Source organism: Streptomyces sp. NBC_00328, assembly GCF_036139655.1.
Taxonomy (GTDB): domain Bacteria; phylum Actinomycetota; class Actinomycetes; order Streptomycetales; family Streptomycetaceae; genus Streptomyces.
The window spans coordinates 9460382-9484282 of sequence record NZ_CP108013.1; the positions used below are offsets into that span (position 1 = coordinate 9460382).

At 69.4% G+C, this 23901-nt stretch carries 26 protein-coding genes and 2 pseudogenes; 21 read left to right on the forward strand and 7 right to left on the reverse strand.

Translation table 11 applies throughout. The features are described from left to right. Positions 1 to 70 precede the first annotated feature (70 nt). The 3 genes and pseudogenes from OG485_RS41640 to OG485_RS41650 form a co-directional block, all read left to right on the forward strand. A complete protein-coding gene (locus OG485_RS41640; RefSeq protein ID WP_328674048.1) occupies positions 71 to 301 on the forward strand; it encodes a hypothetical protein in 231 nt (76 codons plus the stop codon). Positions 302 to 462: 161 nt separating this feature from the next. Then, positions 463 to 678 (forward strand): annotated as a pseudogene (locus OG485_RS41645) (transposase); the annotation flags it as partial. A 45-nt stretch (positions 679 to 723) separates the two neighbouring features. Next, positions 724 to 846: pseudogene (locus OG485_RS41650) on the forward strand (alpha/beta hydrolase); the annotation flags it as partial. 51 nt (positions 847 to 897) lie between these two features. Here the strand turns inward: OG485_RS41650 and OG485_RS41655 are convergent. Together OG485_RS41655 and OG485_RS41660 are read right to left on the reverse strand one after the other, a co-directional pair. Beyond that, positions 898 to 1170: a hypothetical protein gene (locus OG485_RS41655; RefSeq protein WP_443048880.1), complete on the reverse strand. Its 273-nt coding sequence runs from the start codon at positions 1168 to 1170 to the stop codon at positions 898 to 900. A 3-nt stretch (positions 1171 to 1173) separates the two neighbouring features. After that, entirely contained in the window at positions 1174 to 1968 is a 795-nt protein-coding gene (locus OG485_RS41660; protein WP_328674844.1) for an NAD-dependent epimerase/dehydratase family protein, read from the reverse strand. A 141-nt stretch (positions 1969 to 2109) separates the two neighbouring features. On the opposite strand from OG485_RS41660, the gene OG485_RS41665 reads away from it, so the two are divergent. The 3 genes from OG485_RS41665 to OG485_RS41675 all read left to right on the forward strand — a co-directional run bounded on the left by OG485_RS41665 (position 2110) and on the right by OG485_RS41675 (position 3457). Continuing rightward, on the forward strand, positions 2110 to 2325 hold the full coding sequence (locus OG485_RS41665; RefSeq protein WP_328674049.1) for a hypothetical protein: 216 nt from the start codon (positions 2110 to 2112) through the stop codon (positions 2323 to 2325). Positions 2326 to 2347: 22 nt separating this feature from the next. Further along, the gene (locus OG485_RS41670) at positions 2348 to 2785 is read left to right on the forward strand and encodes a glutaredoxin domain-containing protein (RefSeq protein WP_328674050.1); all 438 of its coding nucleotides are present in this window, start codon (positions 2348 to 2350) and stop codon (positions 2783 to 2785) included. 123 nt (positions 2786 to 2908) lie between these two features. After that, positions 2909 to 3457 carry a GNAT family N-acetyltransferase gene (locus OG485_RS41675; RefSeq protein ID WP_328674051.1) on the forward strand — a complete coding sequence of 183 codons (549 nt, stop codon included), beginning with the start codon at positions 2909 to 2911 and terminating at the stop codon, positions 3455 to 3457. Positions 3458 to 3619: 162 nt separating this feature from the next. Here OG485_RS41675 and OG485_RS41680 read toward each other — a convergent pair whose 3' ends face one another. Together OG485_RS41680 and OG485_RS41685 are read right to left on the reverse strand one after the other, a co-directional pair. Beyond that, positions 3620 to 4609: an ornithine cyclodeaminase family protein gene (locus OG485_RS41680; RefSeq protein ID WP_328674052.1), complete on the reverse strand. Its 990-nt coding sequence runs from the start codon at positions 4607 to 4609 to the stop codon at positions 3620 to 3622. Positions 4610 to 5026: 417 nt separating this feature from the next. Then, entirely contained in the window at positions 5027 to 5587 is a 561-nt protein-coding gene (locus OG485_RS41685) for a YceI family protein (protein WP_328674053.1), read from the reverse strand. Between the two features lie 180 nt (positions 5588 to 5767). Here OG485_RS41685 and OG485_RS41690 point away from each other — a divergent pair, with 180 nt between their 5' ends. The 3 genes from OG485_RS41690 to OG485_RS41700 all read left to right on the forward strand — a co-directional run bounded on the left by OG485_RS41690 (position 5768) and on the right by OG485_RS41700 (position 10515). Continuing rightward, positions 5768 to 6394, forward strand: a complete 627-nt coding sequence (locus OG485_RS41690) for an SMI1/KNR4 family protein (RefSeq protein ID WP_328674054.1) — start codon at positions 5768 to 5770, stop codon at positions 6392 to 6394. Between the two features lie 314 nt (positions 6395 to 6708). Further along, positions 6709 to 8316, forward strand: coding sequence for a D-alanyl-D-alanine carboxypeptidase/D-alanyl-D-alanine endopeptidase (gene dacB, locus OG485_RS41695; RefSeq protein WP_328674055.1), 1608 nt, complete (start codon positions 6709 to 6711; stop codon positions 8314 to 8316). A gap of 297 nt (positions 8317 to 8613) precedes the next feature. Continuing rightward, positions 8614 to 10515 carry a glycoside hydrolase family 76 protein gene (locus OG485_RS41700; protein ID WP_328674056.1) on the forward strand — a complete coding sequence of 634 codons (1902 nt, stop codon included), beginning with the start codon at positions 8614 to 8616 and terminating at the stop codon, positions 10513 to 10515. Positions 10516 to 10570: 55 nt separating this feature from the next. On the opposite strand, the gene OG485_RS41705 is transcribed toward OG485_RS41700, so the two are convergent. After that, positions 10571 to 11548: a threonine ammonia-lyase gene (locus tag OG485_RS41705; RefSeq protein WP_443048881.1), complete on the reverse strand. Its 978-nt coding sequence runs from the start codon at positions 11546 to 11548 to the stop codon at positions 10571 to 10573. Positions 11549 to 11729: 181 nt separating this feature from the next. Here OG485_RS41705 and OG485_RS41710 point away from each other — a divergent pair, with 181 nt between their 5' ends. The 7 genes from OG485_RS41710 (at position 11730) to OG485_RS41740 (ending at position 17978) form a co-directional block, all read left to right on the forward strand. Further along, positions 11730 to 12119, forward strand: coding sequence for a hypothetical protein (locus tag OG485_RS41710; RefSeq protein WP_328674057.1), 390 nt, complete (start codon positions 11730 to 11732; stop codon positions 12117 to 12119). A gap of 244 nt (positions 12120 to 12363) precedes the next feature. Further along, positions 12364 to 13710: an RNA-guided endonuclease InsQ/TnpB family protein gene (locus tag OG485_RS41715; protein WP_328674058.1), complete on the forward strand. Its 1347-nt coding sequence runs from the start codon at positions 12364 to 12366 to the stop codon at positions 13708 to 13710. A gap of 445 nt (positions 13711 to 14155) precedes the next feature. Continuing rightward, on the forward strand, positions 14156 to 14359 hold the full coding sequence (locus OG485_RS41720) for a cold-shock protein (RefSeq protein WP_103550103.1): 204 nt from the start codon (positions 14156 to 14158) through the stop codon (positions 14357 to 14359). A 475-nt stretch (positions 14360 to 14834) separates the two neighbouring features. After that, positions 14835 to 16334, forward strand: coding sequence for a DEAD/DEAH box helicase (locus OG485_RS41725; RefSeq protein WP_328674059.1), 1500 nt, complete (start codon positions 14835 to 14837; stop codon positions 16332 to 16334). A 359-nt stretch (positions 16335 to 16693) separates the two neighbouring features. Beyond that, positions 16694 to 16897, forward strand: coding sequence for a hypothetical protein (locus tag OG485_RS41730; RefSeq protein WP_328674846.1), 204 nt, complete (start codon positions 16694 to 16696; stop codon positions 16895 to 16897). A 94-nt stretch (positions 16898 to 16991) separates the two neighbouring features. After that, a complete protein-coding gene (locus tag OG485_RS41735; protein ID WP_328674060.1) occupies positions 16992 to 17309 on the forward strand; it encodes an SCO5918 family protein in 318 nt (105 codons plus the stop codon). 129 nt (positions 17310 to 17438) lie between these two features. Beyond that, the gene (locus OG485_RS41740; RefSeq protein WP_328674061.1) at positions 17439 to 17978 is read left to right on the forward strand and encodes a GNAT family N-acetyltransferase; all 540 of its coding nucleotides are present in this window, start codon (positions 17439 to 17441) and stop codon (positions 17976 to 17978) included. A gap of 236 nt (positions 17979 to 18214) precedes the next feature. Here the strand turns inward: OG485_RS41740 and OG485_RS41745 are convergent, their stop codons facing one another. After that, complete coding sequence (locus tag OG485_RS41745; RefSeq protein WP_328674062.1) at positions 18215 to 19300, reverse strand: phosphatidylinositol-specific phospholipase C domain-containing protein; 1086 nt, start codon at positions 19298 to 19300, stop codon at positions 18215 to 18217. A 333-nt stretch (positions 19301 to 19633) separates the two neighbouring features. Here OG485_RS41745 and OG485_RS41750 point away from each other — a divergent pair, with 333 nt between their 5' ends. The 4 genes from OG485_RS41750 (at position 19634) to OG485_RS41765 (ending at position 21766) form a co-directional block, all read left to right on the forward strand. Further along, complete coding sequence (locus tag OG485_RS41750) at positions 19634 to 19975, forward strand: ArsR/SmtB family transcription factor (protein ID WP_326783178.1); 342 nt, start codon at positions 19634 to 19636, stop codon at positions 19973 to 19975. 3 nt (positions 19976 to 19978) lie between these two features. After that, positions 19979 to 20485: an SRPBCC family protein gene (locus OG485_RS41755; RefSeq protein WP_328674063.1), complete on the forward strand. Its 507-nt coding sequence runs from the start codon at positions 19979 to 19981 to the stop codon at positions 20483 to 20485. Next, positions 20485 to 21153, forward strand: coding sequence for a dihydrofolate reductase family protein (locus OG485_RS41760; protein ID WP_328674064.1), 669 nt, complete (start codon positions 20485 to 20487; stop codon positions 21151 to 21153). The genes OG485_RS41755 and OG485_RS41760 overlap by 1 nt, the downstream gene beginning before the upstream one ends. A 205-nt stretch (positions 21154 to 21358) precedes the next feature. Continuing rightward, entirely contained in the window at positions 21359 to 21766 is a 408-nt protein-coding gene (locus tag OG485_RS41765; protein WP_328674065.1) for a DUF3224 domain-containing protein, read from the forward strand. Positions 21767 to 22020: 254 nt separating this feature from the next. Here the strand turns inward: OG485_RS41765 and OG485_RS41770 are convergent, their stop codons facing one another. Continuing rightward, positions 22021 to 22386: a signal peptidase I gene (locus tag OG485_RS41770; protein WP_328674066.1), complete on the reverse strand. Its 366-nt coding sequence runs from the start codon at positions 22384 to 22386 to the stop codon at positions 22021 to 22023. A 598-nt stretch (positions 22387 to 22984) separates the two neighbouring features. Here OG485_RS41770 and OG485_RS41775 point away from each other — a divergent pair. Next, on the forward strand, positions 22985 to 23713 hold the full coding sequence (locus OG485_RS41775) for a hypothetical protein (RefSeq protein ID WP_328674067.1): 729 nt from the start codon (positions 22985 to 22987) through the stop codon (positions 23711 to 23713). Positions 23714 to 23901 lie beyond the last annotated feature (188 nt).

Sequence of the window (23901 nt, forward strand, 5' to 3'; positions counted from 1 at the left end):
GGCCGTAGTCTCGTGGTGTTGCCGCTCTCAACTGTCGGTCGTTCACCGCGCTCCCCGAGGGAGGCTGTCTGTGCTTTCGGCGCTCCTGGATGTCCTGGCAGGTCTGCTCCTGCCCGTCGCCGTCCTCATGCTGGTCATCGGTAGACGGTGGCTCTGGGGCCCCGAAGCGCTGGAACTGCCTTGGCGCCTCGGTTTTGTGTCGATCCTCGCCGTACTCTTCCTGGTGATCGGCCTAGCGCTGTGGCTCGACTCCGGCTGCGGTGCTGACTGCGAGCCGGCGATGACGCCCGTATTCCCATGAGGGGGCGTTTCGATTGAACTGCGAGCGGCCCCGACCATGACGGGACCGTGACCGACTACGACGCTCTCGTCGCCACGGCCGCGTACGCCGCAGGCCCCACACCCACCGGCGGTTCTGGTCCACTTGGTGTGGTCGCGCTCGCTGGCCGGGCCGGTGCCCGCATGTCGTACGCCTCCGGAGTGCCCGTCAGCCGGAACACCCTGCTGCGGCTGATCGCCTCGCTCCCGGACCCGCCCACCGTCACGCCCCGCGTGGTCGGCGTGGACGAATACGCCCAGCGCAAGGGACAGATCTACGGAACCGTGCTAGTCGACGTCGAGACACGTCGTCCGATCGACCTCCTGCCCGACCGGGAGGCAGACACCCTCGCGGCCTGGCTCGCCGAGCGGCCTGGCATCGAGATCGTCGAGATCTCCTCCGACGACGTAGCCAAGCTGCTGACCACCGGGCGCTGGCGGCTGATCGAGATGGACACCGGCCACTGGCCGATGTTCTCCCAGCCACGCGAACTGGCGCAGATCCTCCTCGACATAGCCGGTGTGTGACCGCAGTTCCATGCTTGCGGATTCCTTGCCGCCTCGTATCAACTGCGCTGATCACAGCCACTCGTTGACGGCCGCTACGAGGACGGTCGCCTCGTAGCGGACCGCGAGTTTGTCGTACCGCGTGGCCACGGCCCGATGCCTCTTGAGGCGGTTGATCCCGCACTCGACCGCGCGGCGCTCGCGGTAGTCGGCCGGGTCGAAACGCGGCGGCCGTCCGCCGCGGGAGCCGAGCTTTCTGCGGTTGCGCGCCTGATCGGCCTTGTCCGGGATGGTGCAGCGGATCCCGCGCCGGTGCCGGGCAACCGCCGTACGACACCGGCGCATCCCTCAACCGGCCGCCGTATGAACGCGGTACCAGGACGCGGACTCGGCGAGACGGGTCAATGGTCCGGGTCCCGCTGGGCAGCCGGTGATCCGCCAGATCTCCTCGCTGCGGCACCAGTGGTCGCGGGCCAGCAGCGAGAACTGACGTTCGCTCATGCTTCCCGGTACCTCCCGCAGCCGCCGCAGGCAGCTCTCCCAGGGCCAGTCGGCGGTGACCGGGTCCAGCAGGCCGCCCTCCGTGAGCGCGGCCATCAGGTCGCGGTTGCTGACGGGCACCGGATGGCTCGCGTGGTGCACCGCGGGACCCGCCGGGGTGCCGGTTCCGGCGAGCGTGACGATCAGCCGGGCCAGGTCCGAGACGTCGACCACCGACAGCAGCCCGCTGCCCTCGTCCCAGTGGGCCGGGACCCTGGAGCGCAGCTCAGACAGTGCCGGCACAACCCAGCGGTCACCGGCGCCGAGGACGAGTCCGGGCCGCAGCACGACCGCCCCCGCGTCCAGGGCGAGACGCTCCCCGGCGAGCCGGGTGACGCCGGCCGGGGAGACGGGGGCGGGGGAGACCTCGTCCACCGCGATCCCACGGTGCGGGCCAGGCCCGTAGACCGCGGCGGTGGACAGGTGCACGATCCGCGCGACACCGGCGCGCCGGGCCTCGGCGAGGAGAGCCCGGGTGCCGTGCACGTTGACGGCCTCGCACGCCTCCGGGCTGTCGGAGACCCGGGAGGCGAGGTGGATCAGGACGTCCGTTTCGCATGCCGTGCCACGCAGGGACGACGGGTCGGACAGGTCTCCGGACACCCAGGACAAGCCGGGCGTGTCCGGACCGTCGGGCGGCCGATGACCTGCGCGGAGACTTGAACGCGGGCTTGTTGTGCGCATACGACGCAGGGCGCCCTGGACTTCCTCAAGGACAAGCGGCTGGTCGCCGCCAAGGACACGGTGACCGCGGTCTCCGGAAGGACCGAGAACGGTGACGCCTACCTCCTGGCCCTGCGTATCAACGATGTCTGCCACCACCTGCGAATGGACCCCTCGTCAGCCGCGTCACGCTTGATACCCCTGTGGGCCGTCCCGGCCGACCGGCAGAAGGCGTGTGACGTGAGCGAGCCCATGGCAGCCACCTTGTACGGGATCGACCCGGCGAAGGCGGGGTGACAACGTCGATAGTCTCGTCATCATGATGCGTGTTTGGATCCTGCCGACGCTGCTGGTGCTCTGCGGCTCAGTCGTCGCGACCGCGCTGATCCTCAAGGGGAACCCCGGTACAGCCGCGGCACTCCTGCCGGCGTTCCTGGCGCTCGCGGCCGTGAACTCGCCCCTGATCTTCCCGACGTCGATCGGTGCGCGGGAGGCACAACGCCGCAGCGTGGTCGACGGCCGGCCGGTCGTCTTCTGGCGTCCGGGCTGCACGTACTGCATACGACTGCGCATCCGGCTGGGCCGCAGGGCACGCCGGCTGCACTGGGTGAACATCTGGCAGGACCCGGCGGGCGCCGCGGCGGTCCGGGCGGCCAACGACGGCAACGAGACCGTCCCGACCGTCGTCGTGGCGGGCCGGCCACACACCAACCCCGATCCCCGATGGGTGCGCGAACAGCTCTCTCCTTCCACGTGATCAGACGCTCGAGATGTCAGCTTGTAGGGCCCGACCCCGTTGGTGAGGGCCGGGCCCGGGCCGGTGGCTTGATCGGTCGCCGCGTCTTGATCGCTGTCGAGCCTGCTGGTTGGGTTGGCCGGCATGACTGAGCTCGGATCCATATCCTGGCCACCTGCCCCGATCAGGACCGACAGGCTCGTGCTCCGCGCGTCCGAGTCCAGGGACCGTGCCGCGTTCATCGAGCTGAACGCCTCGCCAGAGGTGGGCACCTACATCGGTGGCCCTCGACCGCGTGATGAGCTGGAGCGCGCGATGCCTGAGGTGCCCGGGTGGCGCCCCGGCTTTTTCGTGGTTGAGCTCGACGGAGCGATGATCGGCACCATCGAGTTCAACCGGCGTGACGCGGAGCATCGGAGTCAGGCCCGTCCGAATGCCGGGGAGGCCGATCTCGGTTACCTCTTCTTGCCGGAGGCGTGGGGATACGGGTACGCCGCCGAGGCGTGCGCGGCGGCGCTCGGCTGGTTCGCCGACGTGCTTCCCGGCGAGCCGGTGGTGCTCTGCACCCAGACTGCCAACGACCGCTCCATGCGCCTCGCGGCGAAGCTGGGGTTCGCCGAGGTACAACGGTTTGAGGAGTGGGGCGCCGAGCAGTGGTTCGGCGTGTGGTTCTCGGTCACGCCGTCCGATTGAGCTCGTGCTCGACAGCGCGGATGCGCAACTCGACAGCACTACCTGGACGGAGCTCCGTGGATCCGCTCTCCCCACGGCGCAGTGACCAATGTGGCGACTTGGGCTGCTCTTCAGTGGCGGATCCGGGAAGCCGGTGAAGGCCGGTAAGGCCGTCCGGCGGCATCACCGCAACGTGATCTGCTCGCCGATCGACCGCTCGCGGGCGGACGCGACGACCAGGGCCGTGGCCGCGGCGTCCTGCACCGCCGTGCCGACCGACTTGTAGAGGGTGATCTGGTCCGGCGATGTGCGCCCCGGTTTGCTGCCGGCGATGAGCTCGCCCAGTTCGGCGTGTACGTGATCGGCTGTGATGAGGCCGTCGCGGATCGGCGTGAGCAGGTCGTTGCTGCCCGCGGGATACGGGGCGAGCACGGCTTGGCGCGATTCGACGCACACCAGCGCCTCGGCGACCGTGGCGTCGTCGACCTCGCGTCCGGCCGGGTTGAATCCGACGGAGGTGATGTGTACGCCGGGTGTCAGCCAGGGACGACGGATCACGGGTTCGACGGCGTGCGTCGTCGCCGCGGCGATGTCGGCGCCGTCGAGCGCCTCGGCATAGCCGGCCACGGCCCGGACCTCGGCCTCCAGTACGGCGGAGAGTTCCTCGGCCAGAGCGGCGGCCTTCGCCGGGTCCCGGCCGGCCACGCGGATCTCCCTGATCGGGCGGACCCGGCAGATCGCACGGGCGTGGGACCTGGCCTGCACGCCGGTGCCCAGTACGGCCAGCACTGTCGCGTCCTCGCGGGCCAGCAGCCGCGCCGACAGCGCGGAGCAGGCACCGGTTCGCGCCGCGGTGATGGCCGTACCGTCCAGCAGTGCGGCAGGCTCGCCGGTATCCGGATCGAACGCCACGATCAGCGCCTGATGTGTCGGCAGCCGTACCCCGTCGTTGTGCGGGAAGAGGGACACCAGCTTGGTCATGAGCACCCCGGCCGAGGGCAGGAAGCCCGGCATGGCCGCCAGGAATCCATCGCGTTCGGGCACCAGGGCGGCGACGCGGTCGGGGACCGAGGCGCGGCCCGCACTGAAGTCGGCCATCGCCGCAGCCAGGGCATCGATCAGCGCGTCCACGCTGAGCAGTGACTCGACCTGCGAGCGGCCCAGAACAAGCATGCGCTTCAGCCTCCTGACGCCGGTCATCCGGCCGACGACCGCACCGCCCAAGCGTCGGCCTCAGCCCCGCCGCCGCCCCGCTGCGACACGCGGTCCTTCCTGAGCACGGACCTCCGCGCCACGCGCACACGTCGCCCACCCGCGGGTGCGACAGGAGGGAAGCAGCCCGGCAAGCGCCGCTCCCGCTCGGCCATCCACGCACGCATCGGCCCTCACGCCTGAGGGGTCCATCCGGGGAGTACGCCGGCCACCTGGATCGTACGAGATCGGCTCGGTGTGCCGCCGGAAGGTGCTGGATCGGGGTCGCGGGCTCGTCACCGGCGTGCGGGCCCGTGACGAGCGGCGAACGGCGGCCCGCGGAATCGTCGGGCCACCGGCGGTGACGAACTTCCGCCGGGGCGGCGGGCCGGGGACCTGTCAGGCGTCCTTGATCGCGGAGATCTCGAACTCCAGCTGGATCTTCTCGCTCACCAGGACGCCGCCGGTCTCCAGCGCGGCGTTCCAGATGACGCCGTAGTCCTTGCGGTTGATGGTGACCGAGCCTTCCAGGCCGACGCGAATGTTGCCGAACGGGTCGGTGGCGGTGCCCTCGTAGCTGAAGGGGATGGTCACCGGCTTGGTGACGCCCTTGATGGTGAGATCTCCGGTGACGTCGAAACTGCTGTCGCCGCTGCGGTGTACGGCCGTGGAGACGAACGTGATCTGCGGGTACTCGTCCATGTTGAGGAAGTCGTTGCTGCGCAGGTGCTTGTCGCGATCGGCGTTGCGGGTGTCCACGCTTTTGGCCTCGATGGTCACCGTGCCGCTCGACTTCGACGGGTCGGCGCCGTCGAAGGACGCGCTGCCCTCGAACTCGCTGAACGCGCCGCGGACCTTGGTGACCATCGCGTGCCGGGCCACGAAGCCGATCCGGCTGTGCGAGACGTCGATGGTGTACTGCCCGGTCAGGGGGGACAGGTCGGTGGGGAACGCGGTCATCGCGGGGGCTCCTCGGGTCGGCGCGCCGGGAAAGTAGATACGTGCAATGAAGGAAGATAACGGACATGCGTAATCTATCGGTCATGCTGTGCGCGTGTCCGCCACCACGGCGTGGCGTGGCTGCCCGGCCGTAAGCACCAGCGGGCCCGCCGCACTGCCCTGGCAATTACCCTCACCTGCGTGACGACCGATTGGACAGCGGAAGCCCGGCGCATTGCTCGGGGGAGGCGCTTCGACGAGTTCAGCAGTCCATCCGCGAGACAGGCCGCCTCCCCGATGCGGATGCCGATGCCGCTGTCCGAAGCGGAGATCCGCGAAGCGGAGGCGGAGCTGGGCATCGCGTTCCCGGACCAGTACCGCGAGTATCTGCTCCGGCGGAGCGTCGGCGGCACGGTCAACCCTCTGTGCCGATCCTCGGCAGGATGGGGCTGGCACGGGGACTCGAGGACCAACTACGGCTTGCTCACCACCGACTTCCCTCATCCCGACTCCTACCGCGCGGACGAAGACGAGCTGGACGCGCGCGAGCCGCCGGCACAGGACCAGGACGCCTACCAAGAGGCTTGGGAACAGTGGGACGCAGAGTACGAGGTGTTCCAGGAGCGCAAGACGTCCGGCGCCGCATTCATCCAGGAGAACGGCTGCGGCTTCTCGACCCTGCTCGTCGTCACCGGTCCGCACCGCGGCTCACTGTGGTTCGACGGCCGGGCCACCTGCGACCTGATCCTCCCTCTGAACCTGGACGGTCGGCCCGTCTCGTTCACGGACCGGCTCGCTCGACGGTCCATGGACCTGGTCTGCTGGTGAGCGCGACCGGGCCGATGCCACGGACGCGACGAAGCAGCCGACGCCACTCAAGGTTTGCGGATGGCAGCCGTGTCACCGGACCCGGCACCAAGCGCGCCGCGCACGGCACTCGCGAGGGCTCCCCGTGCCGTCGCCTTCGGTGATCGACCGACCGGATGAAGTTCTCCCCCAAGCTGTCGGCGCGGCGTCGAGCAGGGGAAACGTGCGCGGTCCGTGTTCCTACGATGCCGCAGGAGCGTCCCGGCGAGCAGGGCCCGGGCGGGTCGGGCCCGTGCGATGCGGGTTTCCTCGACTCGGCTTCTTCGACTCCAGAAATGGCGGAACGCATGAGACCGATGATCTGTGGCCGGCTCCGGACCTGGGCCGGTGCCGGTGCGACACTCGCGCTTCTGGCGGGGGCGGCAGCCGCCGGCACCCCGGCGGCGGCGCACGACGACGACCTCGGGCCCGCCATCGAGGCGATCATGCACAAGCCCGGTTACGAGCACGCGCAGTGGGGCGTGCTGGAGACGGACCCGGAGACCGGCCGGGTGATCCACTCCCAGTTCCCGAACCAGTTCTTCGTCCCCGGCTCGACGGTCAAGCTGGTCACCATCTCGACCGCCTGGCACACCCTCGGCCCGAACCACCGTTTCACCACCCCTGTGATGGCGACCGGCACCCGCACCGGGTCGACGCTGCACGGGAACCTGGCACTGGTCGCCCAGGGCGACCTGACCATGGGCGGGCGCACCAAGCCCGACGGGTCGGTCGACTACACCGACATCGACCACACCGAGGCCGCGATCCCCGGCGCGACCCTCACCCCGGAGAACCCGCTCGCCGGCATCAACAAGATCGCCCGGCAGATCCGCGACGCCGGCATCACCAGGGTCGACGGCAACGTCATCATCGACCCCCGTCTGTTCACTCCTCCCGCGTTGAGCCCGCAGCCCACCCCGCTGATCCTCAACGACAACCTGATCGACCTGCTGACGACCCCGACCAAGCCGGGGCAGCCGGCAAAGCTGTTCTGGCGCCCGCAGGTCTCGCCGTACCACGTCACCTCCACGGTCCGGACGGTCTCCAGCGGGGGGACCACCTCCGTCAACGTGACCGCTTCGCCCGACGGCACCCAGATCCACCTCTCGGGCACCATCGCCGCCGGTTCACAGCCGCTGCTGCGGGTCTCCAACATCCAGGACCCCAACGCCTTCGGCCGCACCGCGCTGATCGAGGCCCTGGCCCGTGCCGGTGTCACCGTCACCGCGCCGCCCACCGGCCCCAACCCGCAGAAGGAGCTGCCCGCCTCCTACCGCAACACCCCCCGCGTCGCCGCGTACGTCTCCCCGCCCTACAGCCAGTACGCCAAGCTGATCCTCAAGGTCAGCCACAACCTCGGCGCCAACCTGGCCCTGTGCAACATGGCCGTCGCGCGCGGCAGCAAGAACTGCTTCGACGCGTTCCCGATCGAGCACGACTTCCTCACCAACGTCGCGCAGATCGACCCGAAACAGTTCCAGCTCGCCGACGGGCGTGGCGGCGTGCCGGCCGAGCGGGTCACCCCGAACGGCCTCGTCGAGCTCCTCGCCTACTGGCTGCACACCCCCGACGCCGAGGCCTTCCGTAGTCTGCTCCCGATCCTCGGCGTCGACGGCTCGAACGGCATCTCCTGCACCACCGACTGCCCGGCCAAGGGCAAGGTCTTCGCCAAGCCCGGCACGATCATCGGTGACGACTACCTGAACCAGGAGCTCGCGGCCACGGCGCAGAACGAGGCGGGCTATCTGCAGACCGACGACGGCCGCCTGCTGACCTTCTTCGTCGGCGTCAACGGCGCCTCCACCCCGGACCTCCAGAGCTTCATCGGCATCTTCAACGACGTGAACCAGATCACCGCGCTCCTCCAGGAGCAGGCCTCGGCGGACGAAGCGCACCACTAGCCCACCGCCGAAACCACCGCACGACCGCCGAGCGCACAGGGGTCCGTCCGAAAGGGAGGCGATCCCTGTGCGCTCAGCACCCTGGCACCAACCGGGTCGCCGTCACTGACACCATGAACTGCCTTACGGGAAACCCTTGTTGGCGACATTGACAGGGATGCGTCAAGCCAGTTCACTGCCTCGAAGGAAGGTACGGACCAGGCTCGGCCGCTGTCCGCTCGGCTCGCCACAGCGCCGTCGGTCCCGGCCGCGCCCGCCGCCCCGGCATCCTCCATCGTGAAATCGAGGCGAGTTCCGGTGTCCTTGCGCAGCGCCGACATCGTTGTCGGATCACGGTTCCTCAGTTTCTTGTCGGCGGGCGTGCTCGCGTGTGCGGCTGTCCTCCCGGCCGCGACGCCCGCGGCCGCCGCCACCCAGGTGTGCGTACTGGCCTGCGACACGCTGGACCCCTCGCTGGCGCGGCAGGAGAGCTTTCCGGTACCGGCGAAGGTACTCAACGGACGTCGCCTCGAACTGCACGTCTCCGACGCGGACGACATGGCGTGGGCCAGCATCGACGGCGGCGTGACGGGCGACTCGGTGTGGCTCGACCGTTCCTGGGACGGCGGTGCCACCTGGGACGGGCTGCTCGGCAAGGCCGCCGTCCCGGGCACCTGGACCGGCACCAGAACGCTGATGTACAACATCACCGATCCCCGCAACCACCGACGCGGGCTGGTCCGGGCCTGCGGCGACGCCGCCGCCGTCGGCTGCACCGACTGGACCTACCCCACCGTCTGCGACACACTCTGCGACCGCACCGACGCCGGCCGGGCGTCCGGCGACGACCAGCCGGTACCGTCCGCCACGCTCTACGGCCGCACGATCCGGCTGCACGTCGACCAGAAGAACTCCATGGCCTGGGCCAGTATCGAATCTGGTGCCGGCGGTGACGAAGTCTGGCTGGACCGTTCCTGGGACGGCGGCTCGACCTGGCCGGACGGCTCCTCCCTCGGCCGCACCGCCGTCCCGCAGGGAGCCACCGGCAGCCGTACGACGATGTACGCGACCCGCGATCCGCGCGGCCTCCTCTACGGTGGTGCGGTCCGCGCGTGCGGCCGCGAGGCCGGCCACCAGGAGGGCAGCTGCACCGTGTGGGCCAGGCCCGTGCCGACCCGGACACGCGCCGCGGCGGACGCGCTCATGTCGTCGTACGACCCCTACAACGGCTGGTGGCCCAGCAGTTGGTGGAACTCCGCCGCCACACTCACCTCGCTCGTCGACTTCGCCAGGACGACCGGCACGCACGACTACGACTGGGCCGTCGCGCGCACCTACGACCGTAACAAGGGCACCTTCGCCGCAGGCGTGCGCGGTTCCGACGCGATCGAGGGCCACTTCATCAGCCGGTCCATCGACGACTCGGGCTGGTGGGCGATCGCCTGGATCGACGCGTACGACTACACCGGCGACTCCCGCTATCTCGACGAGGCCGTCACCATCTCCGGCTACGTCCAGCAGTACTGGGACCCCGGGACCTGCGGAGGCGGGGTGTGGTGGGACCGGGAGCGCACCTACAAGAACGCCGTCACGAACGGCCAGTACCTCTGGCTGACCACCGCGCTGCACCAGCGCATCCCGGGCGACACGGTGTGGCTCCAGCGGGCGAGAACCGCCGCCGCCTGGTTCAGGACGAGCGGGATGATCAACTCCTCCGGCCTGGTGAACGACGGGCTGACCTCTGCCTGCGCCAACAACGGCGGCACCGTGTGGAGTTACAACCAAGGGCTGGCCATCGGCGGTTTCACCGAGCTGTGGAAGTCGACCGGGGACGGTTCACTGCTGGCCACCGCGCGGACCCTGGCCGACGCCGCCGTCAGCAGCCCGGCGCTGACCCGCGACGGCGTGCTCACCGAGTCCTGCGACGTCGGCCCGGCGTCCTGCGACGACAACCAGAAGCAGTTCAAGGGCATCTTCGTGCGGAACCTCGCCGACCTCGCGAAGGCGACCGGCTCCAGCACCTACCAGGGCTATCTCCAGAAGCAGGCGGACACGTTGTGGGCCCGGGACCGCAGCTCCCTCAACGCCCTCGGCGAACGCTGGGCCGGCACCCTCCCCAACCAGACCGACTGGCGCACTCAGGCCGGCGCCCTCGGAGCGCTCACGGCGTGCGCAGGACCGGAGGGCGACAGCAACGGGGCGCCGGCTCAGTCGAGTTGAGGGCCACGCGCGGCCCGGCGGTGCCACCGTTGGGCGGAACTCAAAACCGCGTGGGTCAGGACCGGTGGACGGGAGCCGCGGCGATCCAGCGGTGATAGGCGTCCACGTCGACGTTGCTCCCGCACACGATGGTGACCACATGCCGGCCGGCGAACCGGTCACGGTCCTCGAGGATCGCCGCGATGCCCAGCGCGGCCGACGGCTCGACGACGAGGCCGGCGTGGTCGAGGAGCATCCGCATACCGGCGATGATCGATTCCTCCTGGACCAGAACGGCGTCGTCGGCGACCTGGAGGAGGTCGTCCAGGACGGCCGGGATGGGATGCCGGCCGGCGACGCCGTCGGCGATCGTGCTGGTCGAGTCGGTGGTGACGACGCGCCGCCCGCGCCACGAGTGTGTCATCGCCGGTGCGCCCAGCGGCTGGACGCAGATCACCTCGACCTCGGGTGCCAGGGCCTTCAGCACATGACCCACACCGGTGGCCAGCGCCCCGCCGCCCAGTGCGATCAGGACGGTGTCGAACGACGGCACGGTGTCCACCAGTTCCAGACCGATGGTCGCCGCACCCTCGCAGGTCTCGATGTCCAGGCTGTCCTCGACCAGCCGGATTCCCTCGCGGCGCGCGATGGCCGCCGCCCGCTCCCGCGCCATCTCGTGATCGCCGTCCACCAGCTCCAGCCCGGCGCCCAGCGCGCGGATGCGGTCAAGCTTGGCCACCGTCGCGAAGCGTGACGCTACGACCGTCACCTCGAGCCCCCGGCCGCGACCGGACCACGCGAGGGCCTGGCCGAGATTTCCCGCGCTGGCACAAACCGCCGCGCGCGAGCCGTCCTCGGCGAGCAGGCTCGCGACCACCTCGGTGCCGCGGGCCTTGAAGCTGCGTACCGGGTTCGCCGTTTCGAGCTTGATGCTCACGGCGCATCCGAGGCCGGGCTCCAGCGCCTCGCAGCGGTACAGCGGGGTGTCGAGGAAGACCGGGTCGATGACCCGGCGGGCCGCCCGGATCCGGGCAATGTCGAGGCGCGTCTGCACGACGCGGAAGCGTAGCGCGAGCGACAGTCCATATCCTGCGGTTCGACGCGGCAGTCCAGGCTGCCTGAGCTTCGGGGGCACTCGACGGAGCCAGGAAGAGTCAAGACCTGTGGGTCGGCATGTCATACGGCTTGAACGTCGCCCCCTGATGTGCGGGTCGTTCGACGCGTATCGTCCGGACATGGACACCGCTGCTTCCCCTCGCGTCCTCGTCATCGGGCTGGATCCGTATCGGGTACCAGGGCCGTGGGATTCCGGGCCGGTGGCCAAGGCCATCGAGGCGGGAATGGCCAAGTTCGCCGAACACGGTGTGGGCGTGGAGACCTGCCTCATCGGCCTTGACGGAAGTGACGACGTGGAAACCATCGTCACGGACACGCTGCGAGCGCATCCGTGGGAGTGCGTCACCGTCGGCGGTGGCCTGCGGCACTCGGACGATCAGGTCGAACTCCTTGAGCAAGTGGTCAACCTGGTTCGGCGGCACGCACCCGATGCGGCCATCGCGTTCAACAGCGGCCCAGCCACCACCTTGCTTTCGGGCAGGGTGCCCGGTCCTTCAGGGCCGGGGTGAATGCCCGCTCCCGCGGAGCGGGTCGGGGGGAAGCCGAATCGCTGGCAGGACGATTCGGCGTCTCGGACGAGACGGCGGCGAGACGGATCTCGAGCAGGTGCGGCAACTCCGAGTCGACGGTGGTCGCTTGACGGTGGCTGGCGATCGGTGGTCGGGCGGGTCGGTGGCCGGGGTGGTCACTCGCACGGGTGATGCCGGTCGATGGTGTGGGCGGTCGGGGAACGTGTTGGCTAGGTTCACGGTCATGGCACGGTTTCGGATGTACCCGACGAGCGAGCAGGCGGGCGTCATGCTCGGCCACTGCGCGCATGCCCGGTACGTCTACAACCTCGCTGTCGAGCAGCACGCGCACTGGTACAAGGGCCGTGGGGCGGCGCCCGGTTTCGCCGAGCAGTGCCGTCAGCTCACCGAGGCCCGGCGTGACAACGCATGGCTGGCCGCTGGCAATGCCGATGTGCAGCAGCAGGCACTGAAGGACTTCGCCAAAGCCAAGAACGCCATGTTCGCCTCCGGTTTTGGTGAGCCGACCTGGCGCAGGAAGCACGTGCACGAGGGTTTCCGCGTGATCGGCACGGACCGTATCGGGGAGTTCGAGGCGGACGGTTCACCGAAGCTGAACGCCAGGGGCAGGCAGGTCATGGGCCGCTCGGTGGTGATGCAGAAGCTCAGTCGGCGGTGGGCGCGGGTGAAGGTGCCCGGCTGCGGCTGGGTCCGCTTCCGGCTCAGCCGCAAGGGCAAGGGCTCTGAGCTGCCGAAGGCGAAGACGTTCCGTGTCACCTTCCGTAACGGCCGGTGGCACATCGCGTTCGCGGTCGTCCCCGCCCCCATCGACGGGCCTGGCACCGGCGGGGTCATCGGTATCGACCGGGGCGTGAACATCACCGCTGCCCTCTCGGACGGGCGGAAACTGAACTGCCCGCAGCTCACCGTGAAGGAACGCGCGCAGGTCCGTAAACACCAGCGACGTGCCGCTCGCGCCCCGAAGGGAAGCGAGCAAAAGACCGCCGAGTACGCCAAGGCGGCCAGGCTCAAAGCGCGTGAAGCCGACCGGCGCAAGGACTGGTGCGAGAAGACCAGCACGATGCTGGCCCGCACCTACGGCCTGGTGCGGTTCGAGAAGCTGGACATCAAGAACATGACCCGCTCGGCCAGGGGAACCACCGAGCGGCCCGGCAGGCAGGTCAGGCAGAAGGCCGGGCTGAACCGGGCGATCCTCGCCCAGGGCTGGGGCCTGCTCCGCCGGCGCACCGGACACAAGGCCCCGGGCCGGGTCGAGGACGTCCCCGCTCCGTACACCAGTCTGCGCTGCAGCGTCTGCGGTTGGATCGACAAGAACTCGCGCAAGAGCCAAGCCGAGTTCGTCTGCTCCTCCTGCGGCTTCACCTGCAACGCGGACACCAACGCAGCAGCCAACGTCGCGGCAGGACAGGGCGGGATTCCCCGCCCCCGGCGAACAGCCGGTGCCGGAGGGGTGACAACGGCCACCGGCCATTCGAACACCCGTGAACCCCAACCCGCACGGGCTGGAATCCCCCTCTTTCAAGAGGGGGAGGATGTCAACTATGAGGCCGCTGCGCGGTGGATCGAGTGACGCGGACACCTACGCGGTTCGAGCGTCATCTCTCGTCTGGCCGAGATGGCCCCCTGGCCGCCAGGAGCCGCCCGCGACCCGGGCCTGGTGCGCGGACTGGATTTTCGTCAGATTTTCCGCGCTCCACCGCATGGTCCCTGAACGGAAACGCTGTGACCCCGGTGAACCAATATCTGTGGCGGCGACGTGAGAAATCGGCTCCAGGCGCGATGAGGATTTCTTGATCAGCTGGCGGAGTGAAATAGCTGACAGCGCGCAATCTACTGTTCCGTGCTAGTGTCGAGACCAGTTGCAGTTGTGGTTCCCAAAAACTTGTGAGCATCCACCCTGTTCTTGCAGGGTGGTGTTCTTCTGTGTATCCGGTCATTTCCGGCGGGTTAATCATCGCGGCGACGCGGAGTCCGCACAGTGCGGATCCCGAGCACCGTCCCGAAGGAGAATTGACATGGCTACTGGCACCGTGAAGTGGTTCAACGCGGAAAAGGGCTTCGGCTTCATCGAGCAGGACGGCGGCGGCGCCGACGTCTTCGCCCACTACTCGAACATCGCCAGCTCCGGTTTCCGTGAGCTCCAGGAAGGCCAGAAGGTCTCCTTCGACATCGCGCAGGGCCAGAAGGGCCCGACGGCGGAGAACATCGTTTCCGCCTGACACCGGCACGCACGGCGAAGCTGGGGCCCGCACCTTGGGGTGCGGGCCCCAGCTCGCCGCGTTTCCGTCGCACGGTCGCGAGCGTCCCGGCAGTCAGCGGTGAGTTCGCCCCGCCGCCGCGCCCGCGAGGTTCCGGAGCCGCCGCTCGGGTCCTCGCCGACCTCCTGCCGCCGCACTGATCCCGGTCCGCGTCTCACTCGCTGCCGATCCGCGCCCGGCCCGTTCCCGCCGCAGGCCCACCTCGGGCCAGCTGCCGACCTCATTCCAGGTCCGCGTACGAACGCCATTTCGCTTCACTCCGTATTTCTTCAGTTTTTCGGGACATCGCTGCCGATCCGGCAGGACATCCCGTGAGAATTCTTCACCGGTCCTACGATTCGGTGCCGAATTTCGGTCGGCTCGTTCTCGCGATTCTCTGCGCCGCTCATCGGCTGCGGGAATTCCTTGATACGCGCCAGGTCAAGGAAGGTTCCGCATGAACCGCACACGTACGAACGATCGTTTCGCCCGAACTCGCACCGAGGGCGGCGGCTCCAGAAGGGGCGGCAGCCGCTTCGGCGCCACCTCCGCCGGCGGCCGTTCCGGCTCCTCCGGCAGGCCGAAGAGCTACGGACGTCAACCGGCCGCACCCCGGGGCGAGTTCGCGTTGCCGGAGACGATCACCCCCGCCCTGCCGGCCGTGCAGGAGTTCGCCGATCTCGCCCTGCCGGCGCCGCTGCTCGCGGCGCTCGGCCACGAAGGCGTGTCCGTCCCCTTCCCGATCCAGGGGGCGACGCTGCCGAACTCCCTCGCGGGCCGTGACGTACTCGGCCGGGGCCGCACCGGTTCCGGAAAGACCCTCGCCTTCGGCCTCGCGCTGCTGGCCCGTACCGCCGGACAGCGCGCCGAGCCCCGCCAGCCGCTGGCCCTGGTCCTCGTACCCACCCGCGAACTGGCCCAGCAGGTCACCGACGCGCTCACCCCGTACGCCCGCTCCGTGCGGCTGCGGATGGCCACCGTGGTCGGCGGGATGTCGATCGGCCGGCAGGCCGGTGCCTTGCGCGGCGGGGCGGAAGTCGTCGTCGCGACTCCGGGCAGGCTCAAGGACCTCATCGAGCGGGGCGACTGCCGGCTGAACCAGGTCGCCATCACCGTCCTCGACGAGGCCGACCAGATGGCCGACATGGGCTTCATGCCGCAGGTGACCGCACTGCTCGACCAGGTGCGTCCCGAGGGCCAGCGGATGCTCTTCTCCGCCACCCTGGACCGCAACGTCGACCTGCTGGTCCGCCGCTACCTGACCGACCCGGTGGTCCACTCGGTCGACCCGTCCGCGGGCGCGGTCACCACGATGGAGCACCACGTCCTCCACGTGCACGCGGCGGACAAGAGCCGCACGACCACCGAGATCGCGGCACGCGACGGCCGGGTGATCATGTTCCTGGACACCAAGCACGCGGTGGACCGGCTGACCGAGCACCTGCTGAGCAGCGGCGTCCGCGCCGCGTCCCTGCACGGCGGCAAGTCCCAGCCGCAGCGCACCCGGACCCTGGCCCAGTTCAAGACCGGGCACGTGACGGTTCTGGTGGCGACCAACGTCGCGGCACGCGGCATCCACGTCGACCAGCTGGACCTCGTGGTCAACGTCGATCCGCCGACCGATCCCAAGGACTATCTTCACCGCGGCGGCCGTACGGCCCGTGCCGGTGAGTCCGGAAGCGTCGTGACCCTGGTGATGCCGAACCAGCGCCGCGACATGACTCGGCTGATGGCTGCCGCGGGCATCACTCCGCAGACCAGCCAGGTGCGTTCAGGAGAAGCGGAACTGAGCCGCATCACAGGCGCCCAGGCGCCCTCGGGCGTGCCGGTCGTCATCCGCGCGCCGGTCACGGAGCGTCCGCGCCGTGCCGCTTCCGCCTCCTCCCGGGGCCGGCGTGGCCGCTCCGGTCAGGGCCGGCCCACCGGTACCGCCGCGCGTCGCACCCCCCAGGCCTAGAGCGGAAGCCGCAGCGCCCGGACCACCGTCCGGGCGCCGCGGCGACCTCCGGCACCACCGGTCCCCGGTCGCCCGTTCATGGGCGACCGGAACCGACGAACCAAGCCCTGTGCCGACGAATGACGCCGACGGCCCGTTCCTGAGAACGATGCCGTCGGTCGGTCGCCGCATGTCCCGCCATACTCACCCAGCAGGAGTCACCTTTGCCGCTCGTTCGGATGCAGCTGTGTTCCGAGGGATCCATCCCCGCCGTCGTCGTCCCCAGTGGTGTCATCCCCGCTGGTGTCGTCCCCGCAGATGTCCTCCCCACCGGCGTCGCGGAACACGCGGACGCCTCCGGACCGCGGGTACGGGCGGACATGACCGTCGAGGTGGCCCTGTCCGTCATGGCGGGCGCCCGTGTCGGGTATCTCCTCGTCATTGACGCGGACGACCAGTGCACGGACTCGGTCACCGAGGCCCAGCTCACCGCCGTCCGCGACGGGTCCGCGTACTCGGACCGGCTCCGCGTACGCGATGTCCTCCGCCTCCGCCGCAACCCGGACGTGCTCGCCCCGGTCTGACCCTCGACCCGGCCCCTCGAACGTTCCGCCCGTTCCCGGCGCCCACTCACGCTCGACCCCACCCGGCCCGTTCTCCCGCTACCTGTGAGGCACCATGCGCTGCGTCATCGCCCGCTTCCCGTTCGACCTCTCCAAGAGTGGAGTGCTGGCCTCGATGAAGGGGATCAAGCCCGAGCCGATCACGGGCGAGTCCGTGATCATCGGTCGCTGCCACTACCCCGTCAAGCAGGTGGGCGAGGTCATCACCCGTCAGGACCGCCGCGATTTCACGAGCGGGGAAGTGACCCGGGCCATGACCCGCCTCGGCTTCACCTGCCGCACTCCGCAGGTGGCCGCGCCCCCGGTCGCTCTCAGTCCGCTCCAGAACGCCTCCGCGCTGCTCGGCGGCGAGCACCTCCCCGCCCAGGCTTGAGAGACCGTCACGAGCCCGGCCCAGGCAAGTAGCCCGGCGACCCCGTCAACCGGGCGGCCGCAAGCGGGCGTTACCTCGTCACGGCTGTCCCTCCCGTCGGGCCGTTCGACCACCTGTTAGCGTGCGCGGATGGAAGATCTGGGACCCATGGCATGGCCGCCTGAGCCGATCACGACCGAGAGGCTCGTGCTTCGTGAGCCCGAGCCCCGGGACCGTGCGGCGTTCGTCGAGTTGCTCGCCTCGCCGGAGGTGCACACCTACCTCGGCGGCCCCCGGCCGCGTGACGAGCTCGAGCGTGAGATGTCCGGGGTGCCCGAGCGGTGGCCCGGGAGTTTCGTCGTTGATCTCGACGGGTCGATGATCGGTCAGATCCTGCTCAGGAGAAATGGAGCGGACCGTCGCCCGGCCGCCGCGGGGAAGACCGATCTCGGCTACCTGTTCCTGCCGCGGGCGTGGGGATCCGGGTTCGCCGCCGAGGCCTGCGCGGCGGCACTCGGCTGGCTAGCCGACGCGCTTCCCGGCGAGCCGGTGGTGCTCACCACCCAGACCGCCAACGTCCGCTCGATGCGTCTCGCGGCGAAGCTGGGCTTCATCGAGGTGGAGCGGTTCGAGGCTTGGGGCGCCGAGCAGTGGCTCGGCATGCGGTCCCCGGCCACGCCGTCCGATTGAGTTCGCGACGCAACTGCCGGGGAGCACCTCCCCATTGATGCGCGAGCGCGAGCGGCCCGTAACCGCGACTTGCCCGCGCGCATGCCGGGCGTCACCTCTGGCTTCGGAGCAGGCGTCGAGCCGGGTGCCCCGATCGGTGTTTCCGACCGGCCGAGACACCCGGCGGGTTGAGCGGCGGAGCGATGTGGCGGCAGAACCGTAGATCAGTCGTGGGCCGGCCCTGGATCAGCCCTGGATCAGCCGCGTGGCAGGACCAGTGACTGCACGTCCGGCAGCCCCCGCCAGTCGTTCGACGCGACCGTGGCATGCGCCTTCGCCAGCAGCGCGACGCGTGCCGACGCGTCGGACGCCGACGGGCTCACGTCGTCGAGAGCCGGCGACACGTTCTGCGAGTCCGTCATGAACAGCAGGTAGTGGTTGGTGTCGTACCAACTCGTGTCGATGCCGTTGTTGATGTAGCCGGCCGCGTCGCCGTCGAATGCCACGAACCAGGGCCGCAGCGTCGTGTCGGAGTAACGGCTGCGCGGGTCGCCCGACGCGGAGTTGTGGACCGAGGGGAAGATGTTCGCCTGCGCGGTGGTGCCCGCGGTGTGCAGGTCACGCAGGTAGGTCGCGTACTCCTTGTCCGTCCACAGGGTGTCGGTCGGGTTGTTCTCCTCGACCGTGCCGGGGATGATCTCCAGCAGTACCTTGCCCGCCAACTGCGCCCGGGTGGGCCAGTTTCCGGCCTTGGCCGCGTCGTCCAGGGTGGCGTACTGGCCGCCGCCGGGCTTGTTCAGCAGGTCGTTCGGCTTGTAGACCAGGCCGCCCAGGTGTGCGGTGATCGACTGGTCCAGCTTGGCCGGGCTCATTCCGAGGCTGGCCTGGAAGCCGGCCTTCATCTCCAGCTTGATGATCAGCGGCCCGTGGCCGGGGTGCGCACCGAGCCACACCCGGACGTCGTCCAGGCAGCTCTCCAGGTTCTTGTTGGCACTGCCGGTGTACAGGTCGGCGGCCGAGGAGGCGTTGACGCAGTTGTTGCCGTTGCTGGTCAGGCTGCTGTGACTGACCTTCCACTCCTGGGTGAAGAAGTCGTCCCAGACGTCCAGTTCGATCATCGAGGTGCCGGTGTCGAGGCCCTGGGCGAGGTAGGTGAACGCGCTGGGGTCGTAGGTGTTGTGGATTCCGGACGTGGTGGTGCCGGACACCTGTAAGGAGTTCGTGTCCCCGGCGAAGGCGGTGGCGCCTCCGGCGGCGCCGAACGCCAGGAACAGGCTCAGCACGCCGATCAGCGCAGTACGCGGCGCGGCGAGCGGGCGCAAGGAAAATCTACGGCGGTTCATCGAACCGGTCACGGCTCCTTCTTCGTGGGGGTGACTCTCCGTCCGGACGGTGACGGCTGTGCATGAATCGACGGAGACATGACACGTAACGCGATCGAGAATCCTGCTGTCAGCTACGAATCCGGCCGATCTTGTCGGAGCGGAATGTGCCACAACAGGGCGACTGCGCATGAGACTTGCTGAAAAGCGACCCAGTGGGTCTTCGTGTGTGGGTGGCATCCGCGCCTGATGGAGAGGGTCCGAGCGCCTTCGACGTCCTCACGGCAGGCGATGGACGGGACACGGGAATGGTGGCCCGCTTGATGTATTCCGATATAGGAATATGATGGTGCCATGGCACGAGCAGCGACGACCTCGGACGCGTTCAACGCGATCGCCGAGCCGCAGCGCCGGGACATCCTGGCGCTGCTGCGGGCGGGTGAGCGGCCGGTGACCGAGTTGGCCCAGGAGCTGGGGATGAGCCAGCCGGGGGCGTCCAAGCACCTGCGGGTGCTCCGGGAGGTGGGGCTGGTGCGGGTCCGCGGGGTGGGCAAGCAGCGCCTCTACGGCCTGGACGCCCGGGGGCTGCGGCCGGTCCACGAATGGGTCGGCGGATTCGAGCGGTTCTGGAACGAGAGTTTCGACCGGCTGGACACCTACGTGCAGGACCTCAAGCAGACACGGCAGGAGGACTGACCGATGGCAGAGGCAAGGCAGGAAACACGGGCGGAGCCGGAGACGGCCGACCGGGAGATCGTGATCTCCCGGGTCATCGACGCCCCGCGGGAGCTGGTGTTCGAGGCGTTCACCGAGGTCCGGCATCTGTCGCGGTGGTGGGGTCCGGAGGGGTTCACCACCACCACGCGGTCCTTCGAGTTCCGCGAGGGCGGCGAGTGGGTGTTCGTACTGCACGGGCCGGACGGGACCGACTACTCCGAGTGGATCCGCTGGCTGCGGATCGCCCCGCCGGAGCGGATCGCGCTGCTGCACGGTGAGTCCCGCGACGACCCGAACGCCTTCGAGTCGGTCCTGACGTTCGTCCCGGTCGGCGCGGCGACCCGGATCGTGATGCACACGGTGTTCCCCACCAAGGAACTGCGCGACGAGGCGGTCGAGAAGTACCACGCGATCGAGGGCGGCCGGCAGACCCTGAGCAACCTGGCGGCCTACGTCACCGAGATCATTCGGAAGGGGGCGGAGGGCTGATGGCCGGGAAGGTCTTCTTCAGCGTGTCGATGTCGCTGGACGGTTTCATCGCGCCCGAGCCCGTGCCCGTCGAGGACGAGCTCTTCGCGCCCGACAAGCAGGACGACCCCGACGTGCAGCGCTGGATGGCGCAGTGGACGGAACTGCAGCAGTGGGTCTTCCCGCTGCGGTTCTTCCGGGAGAACCTGAAGTTCGGCGAGGGCGGCGAGGAGGGCCGCGACAACGACATCGCGCGGGAGACGTTCGAGCGCACCGGCGCGAGCGTCATGGGTAAGCGCATGTTCGACCTCGGCGAGCATTCATGGCCGGAGGAGGCGCCCTTCCACACCCCGGTCTTCGTCGTGACGCACACCGAGCGTGACCCGTGGGAGCGGCCCGGAGGCACCACGTTCCACTTCGTCAACGACGGTATCGAGCAGGCCCTCGACCAGGCCCGCGAGGCCGCCGGCGACCGCGACGTCCGCATCGCCGGCGGCGGCGCGACGATCCTGGAGCACCTGAACGCCGGCCTGGTGGACGAGTTCTCGATCGCCCTGTCACCGGTGCTTTTCGGCGCCGGTACCCGTCTGTTCGACGGCGTGGACGCGTCCAGGGTCGCGCTGGAGCCGGTCCGTTCGGAGCCGTCGTCGCGGGTGACACACCTGACCTACGCCGTGCACCCGCGGTAGCCGCGCCACCGGTCACCCTGGCGACCGAGCGCCGACGGCGCACACGCTTGAATCGGCCGGCCACCACGGCCACTGCGTACAGCCGCATCCCTCGGCTGGGCGGACTCCAGGCCGGTGAGCGGACCGATTTGGGAGTAGTCGAACGAGGCGGTGGCCTTGGTCGCTATGCAGTGGCGATGTCAGTGGCGCGGCATACGATCCGGGGATGCGAGCTTCAGGAACGTTCACAGTCGCCGACTTCACCCCGGCACCGGTACCGAGCCCCGCAATCGAGACGGCGCTCCCCGTCGGTGTCGCCACGATGGAGAAGCGTTACGAAGGCGAGGTCGCCGGGCGCTCCACCACGTTGTTCACCGCCGCCTTCGATCAGTCCAACGGGGTGGGGACGTATGTCGCCATGGAGTCCTTCGAGGGGACACTCCATGAGCAGGCGGGCGCCTTCAACTTTGCGCACTCCGCGACGACCCTGGGCGAAGGGAGAGAGGGCGAGTTCTTCGTCATCGTGCCGGCCAGCGGAACGGGTGCGCTGGCCAGGATCACTGGGACCGGCGGAATCGCTGTCGACACGGACGGCACCCACCGGATCTGGTTCGACTACGAGCTCGGCCACTAGGACGACGCGTCACGAACGGAGTCGACGCCGCATCGAGGCGATGGTGACGGTGCCATGGAAGACGCAGACGCGTTGGTCGAACCGCTGATGGTTCGCTGCGACCACTCTGCTGCTCGATATGCCGACCTCGGCATACGGACGGCGGGCCCGGCGGCCGGGCGGTGAGCGCCGGCGGAGACGACTGGTACCGGTCCTGACGTCCGACTGACGGGGGAGGGGGACCGATGGGGGACTTGAATAGCGGCGGAATCGCCCTAATCGGTCGCCTTGTAGCCGGGGACTGAGGGCCACCGGACGGTCAGAACCACGGACTCTTCCTCCGCGAACCAGGAGTGGTCAACGCCCCGGCCCCACACGACGTAGTCCCCCTGCTGGGCCAAGAGAACGCTGCGTCCGGGCAGTTCCACCCGGAAGCGCCCGCTGATGAGGACCAGCAGGGCGGTGCGCCCTTCGCCCGTCACCCACTGAGCCCGCTCATCGCCCTGCGGGTGGACGCCCCATTTGATCTCCACCGCCTCGCTGTGCCGAGGGTCGGAGACGTCCTTGAAGTGCCCCAGCAGCCACCCCCGGTCCAGTGCCGCGTCCCTGCCCGCATTGCCCACATGCACGCTGTCGTTCATGGCTCGGAAGGTAGCAGCCGACCACGTCGGCCCTCACAGGCGTAACTTTGGCACCGTGCCCCGGAAAGCCTTCCGAAGGCGGCTGGGCTTGCTGTGTCGCGGAGGGTCAGGGCGCCGAAATCTCGGAGAACTGGATCTTCTGGCGATACCTCGCCATGGTGGAGCCGACCAATCGGCTGATCATGACGCGAAACCTCACGTAGCGGCGGATCAACGGCGGCCGACCCACCGCCGCCGAGCTGGCCCACCGCCACGCTGCTCTCGCTGCTCTCGCCGTGGAGGTTCGGGACGGTTCGAAGCCCGGCGATCACCGGGAAGCGCTCCATGCGCGGCCCCGGGCGCCGTCCGCCCACACCCACCTCGTACATCCCGGCGGGACCCGTCGTGACCGAGGCGGCGGCCGCCACCACGTTCCGGGCGGACCAGGGGGTGGGGCTGGTGTCCGTGAACCCGGTGAGCGCACCGCAGCGGAACGGCGAGCGAGGCGAATCGATTCGACATGATCTATTCATCAGATTTGCCTGAAAGTCGCACAAGTGCGGTGCCTGGACGGCAATATGGCCTGATCTTCCCTGAACCACGCATCAGAGGGCGCGCCATGACCAGACCGCAGTCCCCGCCGGATCCCTACGCGAGGCCGCAGCGCCCGGTCCGTCAGGCCCGCGGTGACTCCCACCGGAGCGCGCTCGTCGTGGCCCTGATCGGCGCCGCGGCCACGATCGTCGCGGCCCTGATCGGACTGTTCGTACAGCTGAGCGGCGATGTGGAGCAACGCGCCTCCGGTCCGTCGCTCGGCGACGCGCCACCCGCCCCCGACGCGCCCGGCGTACCCGACACCTCCGTCGCTCCCCGCAGCTCGGTCCCGCCGACCACACCCGCGGCGTCCGGCGGAGCCGACGGGATCCCGGCCGCCTCGACCCCCACCACTCCGACCCCCACCACTCCGACCCCCACCACTCCGACGCCCGTCGGCCTGCCCGAGGAGTTCCTCGGACGCTGGCAGGGCTACGCCGAGGAGCTCGACGCCACCAGCACCGACCACTACCGCGTCACCGTGGAGCTCGACCAGGGCACACTGCGAGAGCAGGTCGGCAGCGTCCAGTACTCGATGGAGTCCTCCGACTGCTACGGCACCGTGACCCTGACCGCGGTCGGCGGCACGGACCAGGTGACCCTCGGGGAGAGCATCCAGTCCGGCAACTGCGTCCCGAACGGCCGCATCACCCTGACGCTGCGCCCCGGCGACACGGTGGACTTCGCCTACGAGTCGACCAAACGGGACGGTACCCGGCAGTCGGTGAGGGCAGGGCTGGAACGCGTCGCCTGACCGGCGCGGGGACCAGTACGCCGGAGCGCTCCAAGAGCGCCGGGGACGAGGGTGTCGGAGCCGGGGCGGGTACGCGCCGTCTCCGCGAGGCGCCGTGCGGCGGTGTCCGGCGCCTGACTGGGAGTCCTTCGGCACAGCTACGTGCCTGGTAATGAGGTACCGCCCGCGAGGAACGCGCCGCTTGCCGA

Coding starts and splice junctions, on each gene's coding strand:
- OG485_RS41655 (WP_443048880.1), bottom strand. CDS start 1,170: ATGCGCCGGTGTCGTACGGCGGTTGCCCGGCACCGGCGCGGGATCCGC.
- OG485_RS41670 (WP_328674050.1), top strand. CDS start 2,348: ATGATGCGTGTTTGGATCCTGCCGACGCTGCTGGTGCTCTGCGGCTCA.
- OG485_RS41675 (WP_328674051.1), top strand. CDS start 2,909: ATGACTGAGCTCGGATCCATATCCTGGCCACCTGCCCCGATCAGGACC.
- OG485_RS41680 (WP_328674052.1), bottom strand. CDS start 4,609: ATGCTTGTTCTGGGCCGCTCGCAGGTCGAGTCACTGCTCAGCGTGGAC.
- OG485_RS41685 (WP_328674053.1), bottom strand. CDS start 5,587: ATGACCGCGTTCCCCACCGACCTGTCCCCCCTGACCGGGCAGTACACC.
- dacB (WP_328674055.1), top strand. CDS start 6,709: ATGGCGGAACGCATGAGACCGATGATCTGTGGCCGGCTCCGGACCTGG.
- OG485_RS41710 (WP_328674057.1), top strand. CDS start 11,730: ATGGACACCGCTGCTTCCCCTCGCGTCCTCGTCATCGGGCTGGATCCG.
- OG485_RS41715 (WP_328674058.1), top strand. CDS start 12,364: ATGGCACGGTTTCGGATGTACCCGACGAGCGAGCAGGCGGGCGTCATG.
- OG485_RS41720 (WP_103550103.1), top strand. CDS start 14,156: ATGGCTACTGGCACCGTGAAGTGGTTCAACGCGGAAAAGGGCTTCGGC.
- OG485_RS41725 (WP_328674059.1), top strand. CDS start 14,835: ATGAACCGCACACGTACGAACGATCGTTTCGCCCGAACTCGCACCGAG.
- OG485_RS41730 (WP_328674846.1), top strand. CDS start 16,694: ATGACCGTCGAGGTGGCCCTGTCCGTCATGGCGGGCGCCCGTGTCGGG.
- OG485_RS41735 (WP_328674060.1), top strand. CDS start 16,992: ATGCGCTGCGTCATCGCCCGCTTCCCGTTCGACCTCTCCAAGAGTGGA.
- OG485_RS41740 (WP_328674061.1), top strand. CDS start 17,439: ATGGAAGATCTGGGACCCATGGCATGGCCGCCTGAGCCGATCACGACC.
- OG485_RS41745 (WP_328674062.1), bottom strand. CDS start 19,300: ATGAACCGCCGTAGATTTTCCTTGCGCCCGCTCGCCGCGCCGCGTACT.
- OG485_RS41750 (WP_326783178.1), top strand. CDS start 19,634: ATGGCACGAGCAGCGACGACCTCGGACGCGTTCAACGCGATCGCCGAG.
- OG485_RS41755 (WP_328674063.1), top strand. CDS start 19,979: ATGGCAGAGGCAAGGCAGGAAACACGGGCGGAGCCGGAGACGGCCGAC.
- OG485_RS41760 (WP_328674064.1), top strand. CDS start 20,485: ATGGCCGGGAAGGTCTTCTTCAGCGTGTCGATGTCGCTGGACGGTTTC.
- OG485_RS41765 (WP_328674065.1), top strand. CDS start 21,359: ATGCGAGCTTCAGGAACGTTCACAGTCGCCGACTTCACCCCGGCACCG.
- OG485_RS41770 (WP_328674066.1), bottom strand. CDS start 22,386: ATGAACGACAGCGTGCATGTGGGCAATGCGGGCAGGGACGCGGCACTG.
- OG485_RS41775 (WP_328674067.1), top strand. CDS start 22,985: ATGACCAGACCGCAGTCCCCGCCGGATCCCTACGCGAGGCCGCAGCGC.